The sequence below is a fragment of the Streptomyces sp. PsTaAH-124 genome (assembly GCF_000373685.1).
In the GTDB taxonomy this organism is placed as follows: Bacteria; Actinomycetota; Actinomycetes; order Streptomycetales; family Streptomycetaceae; genus Streptomyces; species Streptomyces andamanensis.
The window spans coordinates 288,039-307,020 of the sequence record NZ_KB892169.1 but is presented as its reverse complement, the minus strand read 5'-3'; the positions used below and the strand labels follow the sequence as shown (position 1 = coordinate 307,020).

Genomic DNA, 18,982 nt, shown 5'->3' with positions numbered 1-18,982 from the left:
CCGTCTCTCCCGTCAGGCCAGGCCGGCCTCTCGCATCTGGCGCAGTTCCTTCTTCATCTCGGAGACCTCGTCGCGCAGCCGGGCCGCGACCTCGAACTGGAGCTCCGCGGCGGCGGCGCGCATCCGGTCGGTCATCTGCTCGATCTGTTCGGCGAGCTGGGCGGCGGGGCGGTCGGTCGGCACCGTCTCCTTCGCCTTGCCCTTGGCGGCCTTCGGGGACTTGGCGCCCTTGGCCGCCGGGTCGCCGAGCGCCGGGACCGGGGTCCTGGCTCCCTTGCCGTCCTTGCCCTGGCGGTAGCCGGTGCCGAGCAGCCGCTCGGTGTCGACCTCCTCGCGGGCGATCTGCGCGACGATGTCGTTGATCTTCTTGCGCAGGGGCTGCGGGTCGATGCCGTTCGCCTTGTTGTAGGCGATCTGCTTCTCCCGGCGGCGGTTGGTCTCGTCGATGGCCTTCTCCATCGCCGGGGTGATCTTGTCGGCGTACATGTGGACCTGGCCGGAGACGTTGCGCGCCGCGCGGCCGATGGTCTGGATGAGCGAGGTGCCCGAGCGGAGGAAACCCTCCTTGTCGGCGTCGAGGATCGCCACCAGGGAGACCTCGGGGAGGTCCAGGCCCTCGCGCAGGAGGTTGATGCCGACCAGGACGTCGTACTCGCCGGCACGCAGCTCGCGCAGCAGCTCGATCCGGCGCAGGGTGTCGACGTCGCTGTGCAGATAGCGCACCTGGATGCCCAGCTCCAGGAAGTAGTCCGTGAGGTCCTCGGCCATCTTCTTGGTGAGGGTGGTGACCAGGACGCGCTCGTCCTTCTCGGTGCGCGCGCGGATCTCGTGCACCAGGTCGTCGATCTGGCCCTCGGTGGGCTTGACCACGACCTCCGGGTCGACGAGTCCGGTGGGGCGGATGATCTGCTCGACCTGGCCGTCGGAGCGGGACATCTCGTACTGGCCGGGGGTCGCCGACAGGTACACCGTCTGGTCGATGCGCTCCTGGAACTCCTCCCACTTCAGCGGGCGGTTGTCCAGGGCGGAGGGCAGCCGGAAGCCGTGCTCGACCAGGGTGCGCTTGCGGGAGGCGTCGCCCTCGTACATCGCGCCGATCTGCGGGACGGTCACATGCGACTCGTCGATGACGAGGAGGAAGTCGTCCGGGAAGTAGTCCAGCAGCGTGTTGGGCGGGGTGCCGGGGCCGCGGTCGTCGAAGTGCATCGAGTAGTTCTCCACGCCCGAGCAGGTGCCGATCTGGCGGAGCATCTCGATGTCGTACGTCGTGCGCATCCGCAGCCGCTGGGCCTCCAGCAGCTTGCCCTGCGTCTCCAGCTCGGCCAGGCGCTCCTTGAGCTCCTCCTCGATGCCCCGGACGGCGCGCTCCATGCGCTCGGGTCCGGCGACGTAGTGGGAGGCCGGGAAGACGTAGAGCTGCTGGTCGTCGCTGATGATCTCGCCGGTGACCGGGTGCAGCGTGGACAGCGCCTCGATCTCGTCGCCGAACATCTCGATGCGGACGGCCAGTTCCTCGTAGACCGGGAAGATCTCGATGGTGTCGCCGCGGACCCGGAAGGTGCCCCGGGTGAAGGCCAGGTCGTTGCGGGTGTACTGGATGTCGACGAAGCGGCGCAGCATCTCGTCGCGGTCCATCTCGTCGCCGACCCGGAGGGGGACCATGCGGTCGACGTACTCCTGCGGGGTGCCGAGGCCGTAGATGCAGGAGACGGAGGCGACCACGACGACGTCGCGGCGGGTGAGCAGCGAGTTGGTCGCGGAGTGCCGCAGCCGCTCCACCTCCTCGTTGATCGAGGAGTCCTTCTCGATGTACGTGTCCGACTGCGGGACGTACGCCTCGGGCTGGTAGTAGTCGTAGTACGAGACGAAGTACTCGACGGCGTTGTCGGGCAGCAGCTCGCGGAACTCGTTGGCCAGCTGGGCGGCCAATGTCTTGTTCGGGGCCATGACGAGCGTGGGGCGCTGGAGCTTCTCGATCATCCAGGCGGCCGTGGCGGACTTGCCGGTGCCGGTCGCGCCGAGCAGGACGACGTCCTTCTCGCCCGCCTCGATGCGCCGGGCGAGCTCGGCGATGGCCTGCGGCTGGTCGCCGCTGGGCTGGTAGGGGCTGACGACCTCGAAGGGCGCCACCGTGCGTTCGATCTGGGAAACGGGCCGCATGCCATCCACCGTACGACCCCCCACTGACAACGGGCCGCGATCAGCGGTTCTGCGGGGTGCGCGGGCTGCGCGAGGCCGGGGACCGGCGGCCGGGGCCGGTCGCGGCATGGCCGGGGCCGGGCGCGGGGCGGCGGGCGGGCCGGGCGGCCGGGGCGCGGGCCGGGACCCCCGGCTCGTGCACCACGGGGACCCAGTCCTTGTGCCCCATGACCATCAGCGGGTCGAGCAGGACGACGACCCCGGCCAGGACCAGGAAGGCGAGCGGGCCGATCAGCATGGGGGCGAGCAGCGCGGCCGGTGACTCGCCGGGGGCGGGGGTGCCGCCCGTGCCGTGCAGGTGCACGCTGAGCGCGGCCATGCCGGTGTAGTGCATGCCGGTGACGGCGAGGCCCATGACGAGGCTCGCGCCGACGCTCCACAGGAACCCCCTGACCTGCCCGGCCGCCCACAGGGCGGCGGTCGCCGCGACGACGGCGATGACGACCGAGGCGGCGACGGTGAGGGTGTTGTACTCGAAGGTGCCGTCGAGCTGCATCCCGGCCATGCCCAGGTAGTGCATGGAGGCGACGCCCAGACCGGTGACGGTGCCTCCGGTGAACAGCGCCGAGCCGGTGGCGCCCTTGTAGCCGACGATGAAGACCCCGACGCCCACCATGACGATCGCCACGGCCAGGCTCGCGTACGTCGTCGGCCGGTCGTAGTGGATCGGCGCCCCCCGGACGGTGAATCCCATCATCGCCACGAAGTGCGTGGTCCAGATGCCCGAACCGATGGCGGCCGAGCCGAGGGCGAGCCAGCCGGGGCGCCAGGAGTGGGCGACGAGCAGGGCGCGGGTGGTGCAGCGCAGGCCGAGCGCCCCGCCCAGGCAGGCCATGAGACAGGCCACCAGCGGAGTGACGAGCCCGTAGCCGAATCCGTCGACCGTGCCGTGCATGCGAGGTTCCCTTCCGCCCTGTCGAGCCCCGGAATGTGAGGGAGTCGCCCCCGCCCCATGACCGCCCCCGCGGCCAGGGTTGACGCAGAGAGTATGGCCCCCGCCGGAACGGTCGAACGACTTTCCGGCAAAGAAGCACGACCCTTCCTCAGATGTGCGGCCCCGGTGACGGGACCGGCACGACTCCCTCGTCCGCGTGTCCGATGCGCCATCATCCCCGATGAATGACTCCTCGCTGTCACTCTTGCACTGTCGGTGATCACACGAAACGAGGAGTCCGCATGCACGCGCGCGCAGTTGCCGCCACGACCACCGTGCTCCTGGGAGCCCTGGTGCTGCCGCCCGCCGCCGAGGTCCGGGCGGCGGGCGTCCAGGAACGGCCCCTGGTCGTCGCCCACCGGGGTGCCGACGCCTACGCCCCGGAGAACACGCTGGCCTCGATCGACAAGGCGGCGGCCCTCGGCTTCCGCTGGGTGGAGAACGACGTCCAGCGCACCAAGGACGGCGAACTCGTCGTCCTGCACGACGACAGCCTGCGCCGCACCACGAACGTCGAGGAGGTCTTCCCGGGCCGGTCACCGTGGCAGGTGAAGGACTTCACCGCCGCCGAGATCGCGCGCCTGGACGCGGGCAGCTGGTTCTCCCCCGCCTACGCGGGCACGCGCGTGCCGACGCTCGCGCAGTACATGCGCCGCATCGAGCACAACCACGAGAAGCTGCTCCTGGAGGTCAAGAACCCGGAGCTGTACCCCGGCATCGAGCGCCAGACGCTGAAGCTGCTCGGCGACGAGGGCTGGCTCGACCGGCGGCATCTGGCGGACCGGCTGATCGTGCAGAGCTTCAGCGCCGACAGCGTGCGCACCGTGCACGGCCTGGCGCCCGGGGTCACGACCGCCTTCCTCGGCCGGCCGGACCCGGCGGACCTGCCGCGGTACGCGGGCTTCGCCGACCTGGTCAACCCGTCGTACGGGACGCTCTCGGCGGACTACGTCTCCCGTGTCCACGCGGTCGCCGGGCCGCACGGCAGGCCGATGCGGGTGTTCGCCTGGACGGTCGACGACGCGGCCCGCGCCCGGACCGTCGCCGGTTACGGCGTCGACGGCATCATCACCGACAAGCCGGACGTGGTGCGCGAGGCCCTGAACGCGGCCTGACGCGGCCTGACGCGGCCTGACGCGGCCCCCGGCCGTGCCGATCCGCCTCCGCGGGCCGGGAAACCGCAGGTCGGCGGGGTTTGTCAGTGGGGGCCCGTACGGTGGTCGGCATGGACAAGCACGAGCAGGACGAGCACAGCGGGCGGCAGGTCGTGTGGGCCGTGGTCGACAGCGGCATCGGTCCCCTGCTGCTGGCGGCGACCGACGAAGGACTGGTCAACGTCGTGTTCCACGCCACCGAGGCGGTGCGCGACCGGGCGCTCGCCCGGCTCGCCGCCCGGCTGGGCGCCACGCCCGTCGAGGCGCCCGGCTCCCCGCTGCTCGCCGAGGCGATACGCCAGCTGGACGCCTACTTCGCGGGCGAGCGGCGGGACTTCGAGCTGCCGCTGGACTGGTCCATGCTCCCGGGCGACTCGGGCTTCAACGGGCAGGTGCTGCGCGCGCTGGCGGCGGACGTGCCGTTCGGCTCGGTCGTCGGCTACGGCGATCTGGCCGGACGGGTGGGCCAGCCCGGCGCGGCCCAGGCGGTGGGCGTGGCGATGGGCTCCAATCCGCTGCCGGTCGTGGTGCCCTGCCACCGGGTCGTCGAGCGGGACGGCGGCATAGGCGGCTTCGGCGGCGGTCTGGAGACCAAGCGCGCGCTGCTCGCGCTGGAGGGCGTCCTGCCCGAGCCCCTGTTCTGAGCGCCTGAGCGCGGGTGAGCGGGTCGCGGGTGTTCCGGGTCCACGGCACACGGGTGCTCCGCGTCCCAGGGACGGGGGTCTTCGTCTCCGGGTGGGCTCAGTCGTAGTGCCTGGCCTCGAAGACGTTGCCGTCCGGGTCGCGGAAGTAGAAGCTGCGCCGGGCCGCCCCGCGGGCCCCGTACGAGTCGTGGGAGAGGCGTGACACGGGGACGTCGCCCTGCTCCAGGCGGGCGCGCAGCGCGTCGAAGGCGTCGGCGGGCAGGGACAGGCAGACGTGGTTCACCGGGTGGCCCGCGCTGCCCGCCGCCCCGGGGAGCATGTTCATGGCCTGCACGAGGTCGAGCGGTGCGAGGTCGAGGATCGTCTCCTCGTTGACGCGTACGGAGGGGAAGGACGCCTCGCCCGCGGTGAACTCCGCGGTTCTCAGTGGCTCGAAGCCGAGCGTCTTCTCGTAGAAGCCGGCCGCGGCGAGCGGGTCGCGCACCCAGAGGACGACGTGGTCGAGACGTGTCGTGTTGTCCGTCATGGATTCCAGGCTGGTGCCGTGCCGCCTGGGCCGCAAGGGGTTTGACCGGGGCCGGGGCCCGCCAGAGATGAGGGGAGGGAGAGCCGTGGCGGACGGGAGGCAGGCACGTGCTGGTGGTGTCCGAAGAGGTGCGGGAGGCGCTCGCGGAGCGGCGTCCCGTGGTGGCCCTGGAGTCGACGATCATCGCGCACGGGCTGCCGCGCCCGCGCAATCTCCAGGTGGCGCTGGAGCTGGAGGACGCGGTGCGGCAGGAGGGCGCCGTACCGGCGACGATCGCCGTGCTGGACGGGCGGCCGCACATCGGTCTGGACAAGGACCGGCTGGAGCGGGTGGCGAACGAGGAGGGGATCCGCAAGCTGGGCCACCGGGACCTGCCGCTCGCCGTGGCGGCGGGGGCGAGCGGGGCGACCACGGTGTCGGCGACCGCCCTGCTGGCCTCGCTGGCGGGGGTCCGTGTCTTCGCGACCGGCGGGCTCGGCGGGGTGCACCGGCAGTGGACGGTGACCCAGGACGAGTCGGCCGACCTGGGGCTGCTGGCGCGTACCCGGATCACGGTGGTGTGCGCCGGGGTGAAGTCGATCCTGGACGTGCCGGCGACCTTGCAGCGGCTGGAGACGCTGGGCGTGGCGGTGGCGGGCTACGGCACGGACCGCTTCCCCGGCTTCTATCTGTCGGACTCGGGGCATCCGGTGGACTGGACGCTGCGCACGCCCGAGGAGGTGGCCGAGGTCATGCGGGCGCAGAACATGCTGCGGGCGCCCGAGTCCGCGCTGATCGTCGCCAACCCGGTCCCGCCGCAGGAACAGCTCGATCCCGGGCTGCACGCGCGGGTGCTGGCCGACGCGCTGGGCGCGTGCGAGGCGGAGGGGGTCACGGGCCAGGCGGTGACGCCGTTCCTGCTGGACTTCCTCGTCCGGCACACGGACGGCGCCTCGCTCCGGGCGAATCTGGCGGCCGTCCGCGGCAATGTCCGGCTGGCCGGGCGTATCGCCGCCGCCTGGGCCCGGATGTGAGCACCGGGCGGGCGGCGGCAGGGGGTGACGGGGGCACCGGGACCCCGTGCGCCGGGGCGGGCGCGCTGCTGGTGGTCGGGGACGTGGTCACGGATGTAGTGGCCCGGCACCCGGGGCCGCTCGCGCCCGGCACCGACACCGCCGCCGCGATCCGGCTGCTGCCCGGCGGCGCGGGGGCGAACGTGGCCTGCTGGGCCGCGTACCGGGGAGGCCCCGAGGTGCGGCTGCTCGGCCGGGTGGGCGCGGACACGGCGGCCTGGCACGAACGGGAACTGACCGCTTCGGGGGTGCGGGCCCGGCTCGTCGTGGACCCCGAGGCGCCCACCGGCACGGTGGTCTGCCTGGTCGACGGGGCGGCCGCGGCGGAGCGCACGTTCCTCACGGACAGCGGGGCGTCGCTGCGTCTGGAGCCCGCCGACTGGTCCCCGGCGCTGCTCGACGGGGTCACCCGGCTGCATCTGTCGGGTTATCTGCTGTTCTCCGGGACGGGCCGGGCGCTGGTGACGGCAGCCGTCGGGTCGGCACGCGCGCGTGGGGTGCCGGTGAGCCTGGATCCCGCGTCGGCGGGTTTCCTCGCGACGCTGGGCGTGGAGCGGTTCCTGGCGCTCACCGAAGGCGTGGACGTCCTGCTGCCCAGCCGCGACGAGGCGTGCCTGCTGACCGGGGCGGCCGATCCGGCGGACGCGGCGGCCGCGCTGAGCCGGCGCTTCCCTCTGGTGGTGGCCAAGGGCGGCCGGGACGGTGCGCTGGTGGCCCGCTCGGGCGCCGTGTGCGCCCGCGTGCCCGCCCGGCCGGTGGTGCCCCTGGACACCACCGGCGCCGGTGACGCGTTCACGGGTGCCTTCCTCGCCGCGCTCGCCGACGGCGCCGGACCCGGGACCGCCGCGGCGGACGGCTGCCGGGCGGGCGCGCTCGCGGTGGTCCGGGTGGGCGGGAGACCTCCTCGGCGGGCGCGGGGAGCGGTGCCCTCGTGAGCGACGGGACGCGCCGTGGCATCTCGGGCGCGGCGCTACTCCTTGTGCCCCCAGGCCGAGAACATCGGGGCGGTGACGAGGTCCATGGTGCCGGTGGCGACGTTGGCCAGGTGGCGGTCGATCTCCTCGTCGGTGGCCAGGCCCGCGGCGACGAGCCGGCCGCGGATCTGCCGGACGGTGGCCGACTCCAGGGCGGTGCAGGCAGGCGACGCGACCGGGAAGAAGGCATCGGCCTCGACCCGGCGCAGCCCGGCCTCCCGCAGCAGCCGGGGCAGCGTGCGCCCGTACGCCAGGTCGGCCCCGCGGCCGGCGAGCAGTCCGCGGAAGCCGCGCCGCAGCCGGTTGGCCAGTTCCTCGGCGGGGCCGTGCTCGTCCGGGCAGATCAGCGGTTGCAGCGCCGGATCGGCGTCCTCCAGGAGCAGCCGTCCGCCGGGTCGCAGCGCCGCGATCATGGACCGCAGTGCCCGCTCCCGGTCGGGGACGTGGACCAGGACGAGCCGGGCGTGCACCAGGTCGAAGCCCTCCCCCGGCGGCTCCTCGGCGCCCACGTCGTGCGTGCGCACCTCGATCGGCGGGCGGGCGGTGGCGGCGAGCCGGGTGGTGTCGATGTCGGTCGCGACGACCCGCCCGGTGGGGCCGACCCGGTCCGCCAGCCAGGAGACGACGGACGTCCCGCCCGCGCCGACCTCCCAGCACCGCCAGCCGGGGGCCACGCCGAGCGCGTCCAGATGCCGGAAGGTGGTGGGGTCGAAGAGATGCGCGAAGGCGTCGAAACGCTCTCCTGCCTCGTCCTGCCGGTTGTCCAGCAGATATCCGTCGCCGTGCGTCATGCCCCGATCATCTCGCGGGGCGCGCGGAGGAGGCGGCGGAGGGGAGGCCGTCCGGGGCGGGGAGGGACGGCCGGGGCCGGGGTGCGGAGTTCGGAGTTCCGGGTCCGGGGTCCGGAGGACGGGCGAGCGGGCGGGCGGCCAAGCCGAGGGCCGGAACGCCGAGAGCCCAGAGCCGGAACGCCATGGGGCCAGGCCCCGGCCCCTGTCTTCGGCCCCGGTCTTCGGGAGGTTCGGGGCGCCGGGAATCGTGGTGCGTGCGGGGTCGGAGGGGTTCGGCCGTCGTCGAGGGGAGGTCAGCCGTTCCAGGCGGGGTGGCGTGGGTCGTCGGCGCGGATCAGGACGTCCGCCGCGGCGGCCGGGTCGGTCTCGGCCTCGTAGCGTGCGAAGGCGGGCAGCGTCCAGTGGTCGGCCTCGGGGGTGCGGCGGCGCAGGGCGCCCGGCGAGAGGAGGACGTGGACGCTCAGGTCGAAGGGGAACCAGTGCCGCAGCAGGAGGGGGCCGTGGAGCAGCAGCAGTCCGCCGGGCGGCAGCCGGACGTGCGGGCTGCGGGTTGCCCGGTCGGTGGCCGGGTCCCACAGATCGGGCAGGACCCGGCCGTCCGCGCCCGGTTCGAGCGGCCCGAAGACCTCGCGCCAGAGCGCGCCGGTGTCGTGCCAGCCGTCGTAGTACGTGTCCACGTCCCGGCGGCCGTGTTCGAACCGCAGGGAGGCGGGCCGCAGGAAGCCCTCGGTGCCGACGACCAGGGACGGCCGGCCGCGTACGCGCAGCGCCTCCGAGACCCGCGCGGCCAGGTCGCCGGGGCGGGCGGCGGGGGCACCGTCGAAGGCGACGCGCGGCCAGGCGCCGCCGTCACCCGGTTCCACGTCGAGCAGCCGTTCGGCCAGGAGGTCGCCGAGCCGTTCCCAGGTGATCGCTTCGAGTCGCACACGGCCATGATGCGGCAGCCGGGGACGCCCGCGGGTGGGCCGAGGGCGGTACGGGCATGTACCCCACATGGCCCCGCTCCCCGCACCCCCGCTTCCGCAGGGCCTCGTCGCGATCCAGCCCCTGCGCGGGAAGCACTGCTCGGCGTGCCGCCGCGGGCCGCTGTCCCTGCTCGTCCTCGAAGAGGGGCGGCCCCGCTGCCTGGACTGCGCGGACCTCGCCCACCTGGTGTTCCTGCCGCGCGGCGACACCGCGCTGACCCGCAGGTCAGGGGAGGAGAGCACGCTGTCGGTCCCGGTGGTGCGGTTCGCCCGGCGCCGCGGCCGCTACGAACGGCAGGGCGTCCTCGTCGAAGAGGCGGCCCTCGCCCGCGCCGAACAGCGGTGTCTGGCCGACGCCGAGGCGCGGCGGCGGCGCCGGGCCCGGGACGCGCGGCGACGGGCGGCGCGGGACCTGCGGTTCGCGGCGGAGATACGGCGGCTGTTTCCCGGCTGCCCGGCCGGACGCGCAGGGGCCGTCGCGGCGCACGCCTCGGTGCGCGGCAGCGGACGGGTGGGGCGCAGCGCGGCGGGACGGGCCCTGTCCGAGAGTGCGGTCGTGTGCGCGGTGCGGGCGTCCGTACGGCATCTGGACACACCGTACGACCGGCTGCTGATGGACGGAGTGCCGTGGCCCGAGGCGCGGCGGCGCAGCGCGGACACCGTGGAGTCGGTACTGCGGACGTGGCGCGCCACGGAGACGACCGGACCGGAGACGGCCGAAGCGGAGACGACCGAAACACCGCCGACCGCAGCACCGCCGCCCGAAGCGGAGGCGACCGAAGCAGCGGGCACGCACGAGCCACACAGGGCATCCGGGGCTCACGAGGCGCAGGAGGCGCACGGGGCGCGAAGCGAACCACTCGGCGGGATCGGTCGCGCGGGCGAGGGGCCCCACCGCTCTGCGCACGCGTCCGGCGCGACGTATCGTGACCAGGAGAGTCGCGCCCGCCCCGTGGCCGGAAGAGTGCCGCCCGAGCACGAGGGAGACGGCCATGGCCGATCCCAAGGGTTTCCTGAACACGCCTCGCCGGGAGTGGCCCCGCAGGCCGGTCCCGGAGCGGGCCGGGGACTGGGACGAGGTGTACGTCCCGGGTGCGCTGCTGCCGATCATCGGTGAGCAGGCCGACCGGTGCATGGACTGCGGGGTCCCGTTCTGCCACGAGGCGTGCCCGCTGGGCAATCTCATCCCCGAGTGGAACGACCTGGTCGCCCGGGACGACTGGCGGGCGGCGAGCGACCGGCTGCACGCCACCAACAACTTCCCCGAGTTCACCGGCCGGTTGTGTCCGGCGCCCTGCGAGGCGGGGTGTGTGCTGGCGATCAACCAGCCGGCGGTCACCATCAAGAACGTCGAGTGCGCCGTGGCCGACCGCGCCTGGGAGGAGGGGTTCACCCCGCCGCGCCCGCCGGAGCGGCTGTCGGGGCGGACGGTGGCGGTGATCGGTTCGGGACCGGCCGGGCTCGCCGCGGCGCAGCAGCTGACCCGCGCGGGGCACACGGTCGTCGTGTACGAGCGGGACGACCGGCTCGGCGGTCTCATGCGGTACGGCATCCCGGAGTTCAAGATGGAGAAGCGCCATCTGGAGCGCCGGCTGGAGCAGATGCGGGCCGAGGGAACCCGGTTCCGTACGAACACGGCGGTCGGGCGGGACATCGGCGCGGACCGGTTGCGGGCGCGGCACGACGCGGTGGTGATCGCGACCGGCGCCACGGCCTGGCGCGAACTGGACTTGCCGGGACGGGAGTTGGCCGGAGTGCGGCAGGCGATGGAGTATCTGCCGCTGGCCAACCGGGTGTGCGAGGGGGACATCGAGGTCTCGCCGATGTCGGCGGCCGGACACCATGTGGTCATCGTGGGCGGTGGCGACACCGGCGCCGACTGCCTGGGCACGGCGGTGCGGGAGGGCGCCGCGTCCGTGACCCAGCTGGACATCTACGGCCGGCCCGGCGCGGAGCGCGACGAGGACAGCGAGCCGTGGCCGACGTACCCGAAGATCTACCGGATGTCGGCCGCGCACGAGGAGGCCGGGGAACTGCGTACGGCGCCCGCCGCGGACGCCGACGCCCGGCTGTTCGCCGCGTCGACGCTGCGTCTCGTCGGTGACGGGCAGGGGCATGTGCGCGAGCTGCACCTGACCGAGGTGGACGCGCGGCGCCGCCCGCTGCCGGACCGGGAGCGGACGCTGCCGGCCGATCTGGTGCTGCTGGCGCTCGGGTTCTCCGGGCCGGACCGGGGGGACGGGCTCGTCGACGGACTCGGGCTCGAACTGGCGCCGCGCGGCACGATCGTGCGCGGCCCGCACTTCGAGACGGGCGTCCCCGGGGTGTTCGCCGCCGGGGACGCCGGTCGCGGGCAGTCGCTGATCGTGTGGGCGATCGCGGAGGGCCGGGCGGTGGCCGCGGCGGTCGACCGCTATCTGACGGGCGGTTCACGGCTGCCCGCCCCGATCGGGCCGTACGACCGCCCGATGGCGGTGTAGGCCCGCCGGGGCGGGAACGCGGTCACCCGTAACCGGTGTCCGGCGGTTCTGCGGTCAGCGGTCAGCGGTCAGCGGTCAGCGGTCAGGCGGAATGTAAGCCGGAATGTAAGCGGTCGCGAGAGGGACGGGCGGACGGTAAGCGGTCGATGTCGGTGGGGATCAAGTCAGTGCCAAGAGTTAAGAAGAAACCGTGCAAGAAGGGCCGTGCAAGAAAAACAGCGGAAGCCGGTCAGGAGAGCAGGAAGTCGGCCACCCCCGCCTTGGCACCCTCGATGAAGGCGGTCATCTCGTCGGTGGTGTAGATGAGGGCAGGACCGTCCGGGTCGGTCGACTGGCGTACGGCGATGCGGCCGTCGGCCAGCTTCATCGCCTCCAGGCAGTTGCCCCCGTTGCCGCCGCTCCACGGCTTGTGCCAGCCCTCGCTGCCCAGCTCCCTGGCCGGCATGCCGTTGTAGATCCGCTCGCCGCGGACCCGCCGGCCGCGACGGCTCGGCGAGGGCTGGGACGTGATGTGATCCATTCACAACTCCTTGCGGAGATCCCGGAGGATCTCCTTCGTGCGATGTGCTGTGGCGGCCTGCGCCGCCATGCGGTCCATGACCTCCAGGTGGGTCGCCACCTCGCTGCGCGCGTCCAGGTAGACGGCGCCGGTCAGGTACTCGCTGTAGACCATGTCCGGCAGTTCGGGCATGGCGAATCGGAACAGCACGAAGGGCCCGTACGTGCCGGGATGCGGCCCCGAGGAGAACGGGGCGATCTGTAGCGTCACGTTGGGCAGCTTCGTGGCGTCGAGCAGCTTGTCGATCTGGGTGCGCATCACCTCCGGGCCGCCGACCGGGCGGCGCAGCGCGGTCTCGTCCAGGACGACCCAGAAGCGGGGCGCGTCGGAGCGGGTGAGCAGGGCCTGGCGCTGCATACGGAGCGCGACGTGGCGCTCGATGTCCTCCGGGCTGGTCTGGCCTATGGCGCCCGAGGTGAGCACCCCGCGCGCGTAGTCCTCGGTCTGGAGGAGTCCGGGCACGAAGTGCGGCTCGTAGGACCGGATGAGCGAGGCGGCGCCCTCCAGGCTGACGTACATCGAGAACCAGCCCGGCAGGATGTCGTGGAACCGCTGCCACCAGCCGGGCCGGTTGGCCTCCTCGGCCAGTTGTACGAAGGCGTCAGCCTCGTCGTCGGGGATGCCGTAGGCCTTCAGCAGGAGCTGGAGGTACGGGATCTTGAGGGAGACCTCGGCCATCTCCATCCGGCGGACGGTGGCGGGGGCGACGCGGAGGATGCGGGCGGCTTCCTCGCGCTTGAGTCCCGCGCGTTCCCGCAGGTCGAGGAGGCGCCGACCGAGCACGACCTGCCCGACGGTCGGCGCGGACCGCGGTTCGCTCACCCTCCACCTCCAGTTGAAAGTCCTGACAGCCCTGCGGCGCCATTCGAAGATTCATTCGAAGACCCGAGGGATCTCCGGCCGATCTCAACTGGCGCCGCGCGACATGCTGTTGCGTGCAGTGTGCCACGGCCCCTCACCGCGTCATACAGCACTCTGCATTTTTCATAGTGACACTTGCCAAGTGTTCACGGCGGGGAGATAGTGGCAAGCGTGATTCCGTCCCCGCCCTTAGGAACAGACGCCGCCGCGGGTCTTCTCGCCCCCGGCGCCGCCACGGGAGCGGGCCCCACCGGGGCCGTTGCCGAGCGCCGGTTCCGTTTCGAACTGGCCGCGCATCCGGGTTCGCCCGCACAGGCCAGACGACTGACCAGGTCACGGCTCACCGGCTGGTCGGTGTGCGAGGACACCTGTGACACCGCGGCCCTGATCGTCACCGAGCTGGTCACCAACGCCATCGTGCACACGGCGAGCAACCAGGTCGTCTGCGAGCTGCTCGACGGCGACGACCTGGTGCGCATATCCGTGCGCGACGAGGGCTGCGCCCCGGGTGAGCCGCACTCCTCGCCGCAGCGGCCGGAGGAGGAGCACGGCCGAGGGCTCCTCCTGGTCGAGGCCCTGTGCCGCGCCTGGGGAGCGCAGGAGCTGGGCCACGGTCTCGTCGTGTGGGCCGACCTGCCCCGCGCGGCCGCCACGGCGGACGGTCCCGCCGCCGACATTGCGGCGTCCACGGACGTACGGCGCCCCGCGGACGCACCGGCATCCATGGACGCACCGACACCGGCACCGGCGGACGCGAACCCGCCCGCGGAGGCGAAGGCCGAGGCGGACGCGGAGCCGCCCGCGGATGCCCAGGCACCGGCGCACGAACAGGGTTCCCGGGACGACCGCGAGGTGCGCGGCGACCTCGGCTGGGGCGCGCGCCCCAAGCCGGCCCCCGCCCGTCACCCCGGCCACGAGGACGACCCGCGGGCGGCACGGGAGCCGCACGGGCACCCGCACGCCCAGCACACCCCGCCACCGCATCACGCGGCGCACACACCACACGCATCACACACACCGCAGGCGGCCCACGGACCGCATGCCGCACCGCACGGGACGCACGCGCCACAGGCGTCCCACCCGCCGCTCACCCCGCACACCCCGCAGGGCACGCGACCGCACGAAGCTCAGGGAACGGGGTCTGTATGGCTGTGAGCGGTACTCAGGGTTCCGATCTCGGCTCCGGCCAGGTATGCAGCCTGGACACCCTCGTACGCCTGGGGCGCACGCCGCGCACGCCCGGCGCACCGGGCAGCCCGGAACCGTCCGGTCCGCCGCTCCGGCTCACCCTTCCCGAGGGCATGACGGTCCCGCTGGGCTGTGACGCCGTGGCGGTGCCCGCCCGTTTCGGCTCCGAGCTGATGCCCCGGCTGCCGCGCGTGGGCTGCGTCTTCGCCGACGCGACGCACTGGTGGTGGATCGTGCCCTCGGACTCCGACTACGCCCTGCGCTGGCCCGCCCCCTCGTACTACGCGACCGGCGCGGTCCTGCCCGACACGGCGCGCGACCGGCTGCCCACGCTCATCCACCGCCCGGACGGCACGGTCCCCTACACGCCGCCCATCCCCCTGTACCTGGCCCTGTGCCGGGTGACGGGGACGACCCCGGCCTGGTCCCGGTCGGTCAGCGCCTGATCCTCCCCCGTCGGCGTACAACCGGCGGAGCGCTGGGCGTACGCCGGTGTGCCCGGCACTCAGGCGCTCACGTCACCGCCGCCGTCGCCGCCCCGGACGATCACCAGGAAGGTGTCCGTGGCGAGGTCCATGACGACCTCGGCCGGCAGGCCCTCCAGACGCCGCGCGTGCGCGAACTCCTCCGCGGGCCATGACCCGCGCGGACCACCGGCGGGAAAGCGTTCGAGCACTGTTCGCCCGTTCACGCCGCACCTCCCTGTCGAGCTGTACTCCTAGAGTTAAACGCCAAGCATGGGGTGAACGCCTCGCGCGGTGACCGTACTGAGACGCAGTCGACACGAGTTCACCGCCGAAACCGCGTCCGACCTCACACTTCCGGCGCAGCCGGGCACCGTGCGCGGCACCCCGCGCACGGATCGTGCTCACTCGTCCGCGTGATCCGGGAGGGCGGCCATCGCCGTGCCGAGGAGGTGTCCGGCGCGGTCCACGGCCCGCTCCAGCTCCTCGGGGGACGCCGTCAGCCCGCCGAGGACGCCGTCGACGTCCGCCAGCCCCGCGCGCGCCACGAGCCCCTTGTCGTTGGTGGTCCACTCCCCGCGCGCGGCCAGCACCGCGTGCGCCGTCTGCGTCGCGGCCAGGGCCACCGCCCCGGCGACCTGGGTGAGGGCGCCCCTGGGCGCGTGTCCGGCGCGCGCGTAGGCGAGCGTGGCGGTGGCCAGGCCGTACCAGTGGTCGCGCGCGGCCGGGCTCAGCCTGTGCGGATACGCCGTCGGCCGGGGCAGCTCACCGCGCAGTACCCGGTTCACCGCGAGTTCCGCCACCACCAGGTAGCTCGGGATCCCGGCGAGGTGGAAGAGCAGCGGCTCCACCCGGAACCGGCCCGCCTCGGCCTCGGCCCACTCGTGCTCGACGACGGCGAGGTCCCGGTAGTGGACGTCGACACGGCGGCCGTCCACGGTCAGCCAGGCGCCGCCGTTGAAGACGCCGCCGCCCCACTCGCCGATCCCGGAGACCTCCCCCGGCCAGCCCACGGCGCGCAGCTCGGCGGGGTCGAAGCGGTCGCGGTAGTAGACGGCGAGGTCCCAGTCGCTGTCGGGCCGGTGGGTGCCCTGGGCGCGGGAGCCGCCGAGGGCGACGGCCCGGACACCGGGGAGGGCGGCGAGCCGGTCGGCGACGGTGTCGAGGAAGAGCTGGTCCGGGTCTTCCGCCCGTTCCGAATCTTCCGCCTGTTCCGGATCTTCCGCCTGTTCCGGGCGTTCCATGCGGTGGTGCTCCCCTTGTCTCGCGTCTCGCTTTGTCTCGTGTCTCGTTGTCTCGCTCGTTGTCCCGCTCGGCTCTCATGGCGGGAAATTCGGGTGCGCCGGTGTGCGCGCGGCGCGCATCATCGGCGGGTTGTCCACCGTCCCACTCTCCGGGGCCGTCGGCCGGCCCCGTCCCAGGAGTCCTGTTGATACAGCGCGTCACATCCTCCGCCCTCTTCCCGCCGCCGACGTACTCCCACGCCTCCGTCGTCGAGGCGGGCACCAGGCTGGCCTTCCTCGCCGGGGCGGTGCCCCTCGACGCCGAGGGCGGACTCGTCGGGGCGGGCGACCCCGTGCGCCAGGCCGAACAGGTGATCGCGAATCTGTCCCGGCAGCTCCGTGACGTGGGCAGCGACCTGGCCCATGTGCTGGTGACCGACGTGTACGTCGTCAGCGGGGACCCGGCGGTGCTCAGCACCGTATGGGAGGTGGTCGAGGCGTCCGGACTGGCCACGGGTCCGCACTCGTCGACGCTGCTCGGCGTCGCCTGCCTGGGGTATCCGGGCCAGCTGGTGGAGATCACGGCGACGGCCGTCGTACCGGAGGCAGCGGACGAGGCGCCGGAGGAGGCAGCGGGCGAGGCGCCGGGTGCGGTGGAGCCCGTGGTGCTGCGCCGGGCCGGTGCACCGGACGCCGCGGCCGTCGCCGACGTCTGGCTGCGGTCCTTCGCCGCCGCGCTGCCCACCGTCGTGCGGCCGCGCACCGACGACGAGGTGCGGGCGTACTTCCGGGACGTGGTGGTGCCCTCGCGGGAGACGTGGGTGGCCGACGACACCGGCGGGGACGGCGTCGTCGGCGTGATGGTGCTCGACGACGCCGAGGTGTCCCAGCTCTACCTCGATCCGGCCTGGCGGGGGCGCGGGCTGGGCGACCGCTTCGTCGCCCTCGCCAAGGAGCGCCGCCCGCGCGGGCTGGAGCTGTGGACGTTCCAGGTCAACGCGCCCGCGCACCGCTTCTACGAGCGGCACGGCTTCGTCGCCGCCGAGTACACCGACGGCAGCGGCAACGAGGAGCGCGAGCCGGACGTCCGGTACGTCTGGCGGCCCTGAGGGCGGGCGGCACCGTGCCGGCAGGCGTCCGCGGGCCGCCGCCGCAGGGCCGCGGCGGTCGCGTCAGCCACGGGCGCCGTACCGGTCCGTGGCCGCGACCAGGACGTCCACCACTCCGGGGGCGCCCGCGTGGTGCCCGGCCCGGTCCACGATCACCAGCTCGCTGTCCGGCCAGGCCCGCTCCAGGCGCCAGACGATGCCGAGGAGGTTGCCGAGGTCGAGGCCGCCCTGGACGAGGGTGCCGGGGATGCCCGCCAGCAGGGGGCGTCGCGCAGGACCACGCCCTCGTCGTTGTCCGGGCCGAGGAAGTGGTCGTTGCCGAAGTAGTGCGTGACGGTGCGGGCGAAGGCCATGCGGAACGCCGGGTCCTCGTAGCGGGGCACGGAACGCGGCGGGGCGGGGACGATCGCCGTCTCCCAGTCGGTCCAGGCCCGTGCCGCCCGCGCGCGGACCTCCGGGTCGGGCGATTCGAGCAGCCGGCTGTAGGCGGCGGCGAGGTTGCCGGTGCGGTCGGCGTCCTCGGGCAGCTCGGCGAGGAAGCGGGCGAAGGCGTCCGGGAAGAGCCTGCCCAGTCCGTGGGTCAGCAGGGCCACCTCGGCGTTCGAACCGGTGGCGACCCCGGTGAGCACCAGCTCGGAGACCACCCCGGGGTGGGTCTGGGCGTACCGCAGTCCCAGGACCGAGCCCCAGGAGGCGCCCCACACCAGCCACCGCTCGATGCCCAGATGCCGGCGCAGCAGTTCCAGGTCGGACAGGAGGTGCCGGGTGGTGTTGACGCTCATGTCGGTGCCGGGGGCGCTCGCGTGCGGCACGGAGCGTCCGCAGCCGCGCTGGTCGAGGAGCACGATCCGGTAGACGGCCGGATCGAAGTAGCGCCGGTGGCCCGGGGTGCAGCCGGAGCCGGGGCCGCCGTGCAGCACGAGCGCGGGCTTGCCGTCCGGGTTGCCGCAGGTCTCCCAGTAGACGTGGTTGCCGTCGCCGACGTCGAGCAGGCCGCGGTCGTACGGTTCGGTCTCCGGATAGAGGGGCATCGGCGCACCTTAGCCGGGGTGCGGCGGCGCCGTCCCCCGGTTTTCCGCGCGCCCCCGCGCCCGGGGCTCCTGTCCCGGGCGCGCGCCCGCGCGGTCATTCCTCCGGCTTCGTCTCCAGCCCCGCCGCGTCCGCCGCCGTGCGCAGGACGTCACGGAGCATCGCCGGGGTGAGGCGGCCGGTGAAGGTGTTGCGCTGGCTGACGTGGAAGCAGCCGAAGAGGTCGAGGCCGGGGAGCACCACCCGGGTGCCGTGCGCGAAGGCGGGGCGGGGCCGGGGCACCGTCCAGCCCGCCTCGGTGAACGCGGGCAGCGCGGCCTGCCAGCCGAACGCGCCGAGCACCACCACCGCCCGCAGGGTGGGCCGCAGCAGATGCAGTTCCTGGACCAGCCAGGGCCGGCAGGTGTCCCGCTCGCCGGGGGTCGGCTTGTTGGCGGGCGGGGCGCAGTGCACCGGCGAGGTGAGACGTACGCCGTGCAGTTCCTGACCGTCGTCGGCGGAGACGGCGGTGGGCCGGGAGGCCAGGCCCACGTCGTACAGCGCCCGGTAGAGGACGTCGCCGGAGCGGTCCCCGGTGAACATGCGGCCGGTGCGGTTGGCGCCGTGCGCGGCCGGGGCGAGTCCGACGATCAGCAGCCGTGCGTCCGGGGGGCCGAAGCCCGGTACGGGGCGGCCCCAGTACGTCCAGTCGGCGAAGGCGGCCCGTTTGGTCTCGGCCACCTCCTCGCGCCAGGCCACCAGGCGCGGGCAGGCCCGGCAGCGGGTGATGCGCCGGTCGAGGGCGTCGAGACTGCTGGTGTCCATGCCTCCACCGTAAATAGCACCGGGGC

At 73.7% G+C, this 18,982-nt stretch carries 18 protein-coding genes and 3 pseudogenes; 10 read left to right on the top strand and 11 right to left on the bottom strand.

Features of this window, described 5'->3' with window-relative positions; genetic code table 11:
- Nucleotides 1-12: 12 nt before the first annotated feature.
- Both uvrB and B086_RS0116815 read right to left on the bottom strand, forming a co-directional pair.
- The gene (uvrB, locus tag B086_RS0116820; RefSeq protein WP_018567592.1) at nt 13-2,160 is read right to left on the bottom strand and encodes an excinuclease ABC subunit UvrB; all 2,148 of its coding nucleotides are present in this window, start codon (nt 2,158-2,160) and stop codon (nt 13-15) included.
- 40 nt (nt 2,161-2,200) lie between these two features.
- Nucleotides 2,201-3,094 carry an MHYT domain-containing protein gene (locus tag B086_RS0116815; protein WP_018567591.1) on the bottom strand — a complete coding sequence of 298 codons (894 nt, stop codon included), beginning with the start codon at nt 3,092-3,094 and terminating at the stop codon, nt 2,201-2,203.
- Nucleotides 3,095-3,375: 281 nt separating this feature from the next.
- On the opposite strand from B086_RS0116815, the gene B086_RS0116810 reads away from it, so the two are divergent.
- Complete coding sequence (locus B086_RS0116810; RefSeq protein WP_018567590.1) at nt 3,376-4,248, top strand: glycerophosphodiester phosphodiesterase; 873 nt, start codon at nt 3,376-3,378, stop codon at nt 4,246-4,248.
- A gap of 110 nt (nt 4,249-4,358) precedes the next feature.
- On the top strand, nt 4,359-4,931 hold the full coding sequence (locus B086_RS0116805; protein ID WP_018567589.1) for a methylated-DNA--[protein]-cysteine S-methyltransferase: 573 nt from the start codon (nt 4,359-4,361) through the stop codon (nt 4,929-4,931).
- A gap of 97 nt (nt 4,932-5,028) precedes the next feature.
- Here the strand turns inward: B086_RS0116805 and B086_RS0116800 are convergent, their stop codons facing one another.
- Nucleotides 5,029-5,457, bottom strand: coding sequence for a VOC family protein (locus tag B086_RS0116800; protein ID WP_018567588.1), 429 nt, complete (start codon nt 5,455-5,457; stop codon nt 5,029-5,031).
- 107 nt (nt 5,458-5,564) lie between these two features.
- Here B086_RS0116800 and B086_RS0116795 point away from each other — a divergent pair, with 107 nt between their 5' ends.
- Nucleotides 5,565-6,470 (top strand): pseudouridine-5'-phosphate glycosidase, encoded by a 906-nt coding sequence (locus B086_RS0116795; protein ID WP_018567587.1) that lies wholly within the window; start codon nt 5,565-5,567, stop codon nt 6,468-6,470.
- Nucleotides 6,467-7,444 (top strand): sugar kinase, encoded by a 978-nt coding sequence (locus B086_RS0116790; RefSeq protein ID WP_018567586.1) that lies wholly within the window; start codon nt 6,467-6,469, stop codon nt 7,442-7,444. Before B086_RS0116795 ends, B086_RS0116790 begins: the two co-directional genes overlap by 4 nt.
- Before the next feature lie 35 nt (nt 7,445-7,479).
- On the opposite strand, the gene B086_RS0116785 is transcribed toward B086_RS0116790, so the two are convergent.
- Nucleotides 7,480-8,274: a methyltransferase domain-containing protein gene (locus B086_RS0116785; protein WP_018567585.1), complete on the bottom strand. Its 795-nt coding sequence runs from the start codon at nt 8,272-8,274 to the stop codon at nt 7,480-7,482.
- Nucleotides 8,275-8,567: 293 nt separating this feature from the next.
- Complete coding sequence (locus B086_RS0116780) at nt 8,568-9,200, bottom strand: uridine kinase (RefSeq protein ID WP_018567584.1); 633 nt, start codon at nt 9,198-9,200, stop codon at nt 8,568-8,570.
- A 67-nt stretch (nt 9,201-9,267) separates the two neighbouring features.
- On the opposite strand from B086_RS0116780, the pseudogene B086_RS42895 reads away from it, so the two are divergent.
- Both B086_RS42895 and B086_RS0116770 read left to right on the top strand, forming a co-directional pair.
- Nucleotides 9,268-9,930, top strand: a pseudogene (locus B086_RS42895) (DUF2293 domain-containing protein); the annotation flags it as partial.
- Nucleotides 9,931-10,231: 301 nt separating this feature from the next.
- The gene (locus B086_RS0116770; RefSeq protein WP_018567582.1) at nt 10,232-11,719 is read left to right on the top strand and encodes a glutamate synthase subunit beta; all 1,488 of its coding nucleotides are present in this window, start codon (nt 10,232-10,234) and stop codon (nt 11,717-11,719) included.
- Nucleotides 11,720-11,948: 229 nt separating this feature from the next.
- Here B086_RS0116770 and B086_RS0116765 read toward each other — a convergent pair whose 3' ends face one another.
- Complete coding sequence (locus B086_RS0116765) at nt 11,949-12,239, bottom strand: DUF397 domain-containing protein (protein WP_018567581.1); 291 nt, start codon at nt 12,237-12,239, stop codon at nt 11,949-11,951.
- Nucleotides 12,240-13,100, bottom strand: a complete 861-nt coding sequence (locus B086_RS0116760) for a helix-turn-helix domain-containing protein (protein WP_018567580.1) — start codon at nt 13,098-13,100, stop codon at nt 12,240-12,242.
- 210 nt (nt 13,101-13,310) lie between these two features.
- On the opposite strand from B086_RS0116760, the gene B086_RS46245 reads away from it, so the two are divergent.
- Entirely contained in the window at nt 13,311-14,294 is a 984-nt protein-coding gene (locus tag B086_RS46245; protein ID WP_420712551.1) for an ATP-binding protein, read from the top strand.
- Nucleotides 14,285-14,773: a hypothetical protein gene (locus B086_RS0116750; protein WP_051115846.1), complete on the top strand. Its 489-nt coding sequence runs from the start codon at nt 14,285-14,287 to the stop codon at nt 14,771-14,773. The genes B086_RS46245 and B086_RS0116750 overlap by 10 nt, the downstream gene beginning before the upstream one ends.
- A gap of 59 nt (nt 14,774-14,832) precedes the next feature.
- Here the strand turns inward: B086_RS0116750 and B086_RS44605 are convergent, their stop codons facing one another.
- Nucleotides 14,833-15,018 (bottom strand): hypothetical protein, encoded by a 186-nt coding sequence (locus tag B086_RS44605; RefSeq protein ID WP_158690395.1) that lies wholly within the window; start codon nt 15,016-15,018, stop codon nt 14,833-14,835.
- 177 nt (nt 15,019-15,195) lie between these two features.
- Complete coding sequence (locus B086_RS0116740; RefSeq protein WP_018567576.1) at nt 15,196-16,035, bottom strand: nucleotidyltransferase domain-containing protein; 840 nt, start codon at nt 16,033-16,035, stop codon at nt 15,196-15,198.
- 77 nt (nt 16,036-16,112) lie between these two features.
- Here B086_RS0116740 and B086_RS45480 point away from each other — a divergent pair.
- Both B086_RS45480 and B086_RS45475 read left to right on the top strand, forming a co-directional pair.
- A pseudogene (locus B086_RS45480) lies at nt 16,113-16,553 on the top strand (RidA family protein); the annotation flags it as partial.
- 114 nt (nt 16,554-16,667) lie between these two features.
- Entirely contained in the window at nt 16,668-17,123 is a 456-nt protein-coding gene (locus B086_RS45475; protein ID WP_026252499.1) for a GNAT family N-acetyltransferase, read from the top strand.
- Between the two features lie 63 nt (nt 17,124-17,186).
- Here the strand turns inward: B086_RS45475 and pip are convergent.
- Together pip and B086_RS0116725 are read right to left on the bottom strand one after the other, a co-directional pair.
- Nucleotides 17,187-18,154: pseudogene (gene pip, locus B086_RS40145) on the bottom strand (prolyl aminopeptidase).
- A gap of 94 nt (nt 18,155-18,248) precedes the next feature.
- Nucleotides 18,249-18,956 carry a uracil-DNA glycosylase gene (locus B086_RS0116725; RefSeq protein ID WP_018567573.1) on the bottom strand — a complete coding sequence of 236 codons (708 nt, stop codon included), beginning with the start codon at nt 18,954-18,956 and terminating at the stop codon, nt 18,249-18,251.
- Nucleotides 18,957-18,982 lie beyond the last annotated feature (26 nt).

Bases quoted from the DNA above. Each gene is read 5' to 3' on its own strand.
- uvrB (WP_018567592.1), bottom strand. From the start codon at position 2,160: ATGCGGCCCGTTTCCCAGATCGAACGCACGGTGGCGCCCTTCGAGGTC.
- B086_RS0116815 (WP_018567591.1), bottom strand. From the start codon at position 3,094: ATGCACGGCACGGTCGACGGATTCGGCTACGGGCTCGTCACTCCGCTG.
- B086_RS0116810 (WP_018567590.1), top strand. From the start codon at position 3,376: ATGCACGCGCGCGCAGTTGCCGCCACGACCACCGTGCTCCTGGGAGCC.
- B086_RS0116805 (WP_018567589.1), top strand. From the start codon at position 4,359: ATGGACAAGCACGAGCAGGACGAGCACAGCGGGCGGCAGGTCGTGTGG.
- B086_RS0116800 (WP_018567588.1), bottom strand. From the start codon at position 5,457: ATGACGGACAACACGACACGTCTCGACCACGTCGTCCTCTGGGTGCGC.
- B086_RS0116785 (WP_018567585.1), bottom strand. From the start codon at position 8,274: ATGACGCACGGCGACGGATATCTGCTGGACAACCGGCAGGACGAGGCA.
- B086_RS0116770 (WP_018567582.1), top strand. From the start codon at position 10,232: ATGGCCGATCCCAAGGGTTTCCTGAACACGCCTCGCCGGGAGTGGCCC.
- B086_RS0116765 (WP_018567581.1), bottom strand. From the start codon at position 12,239: ATGGATCACATCACGTCCCAGCCCTCGCCGAGCCGTCGCGGCCGGCGG.
- B086_RS0116750 (WP_051115846.1), top strand. From the start codon at position 14,285: ATGGCTGTGAGCGGTACTCAGGGTTCCGATCTCGGCTCCGGCCAGGTA.
- B086_RS0116740 (WP_018567576.1), bottom strand. From the start codon at position 16,035: ATGGAACGCCCGGAACAGGCGGAAGATCCGGAACAGGCGGAAGATTCG.
- B086_RS0116725 (WP_018567573.1), bottom strand. From the start codon at position 18,956: ATGGACACCAGCAGTCTCGACGCCCTCGACCGGCGCATCACCCGCTGC.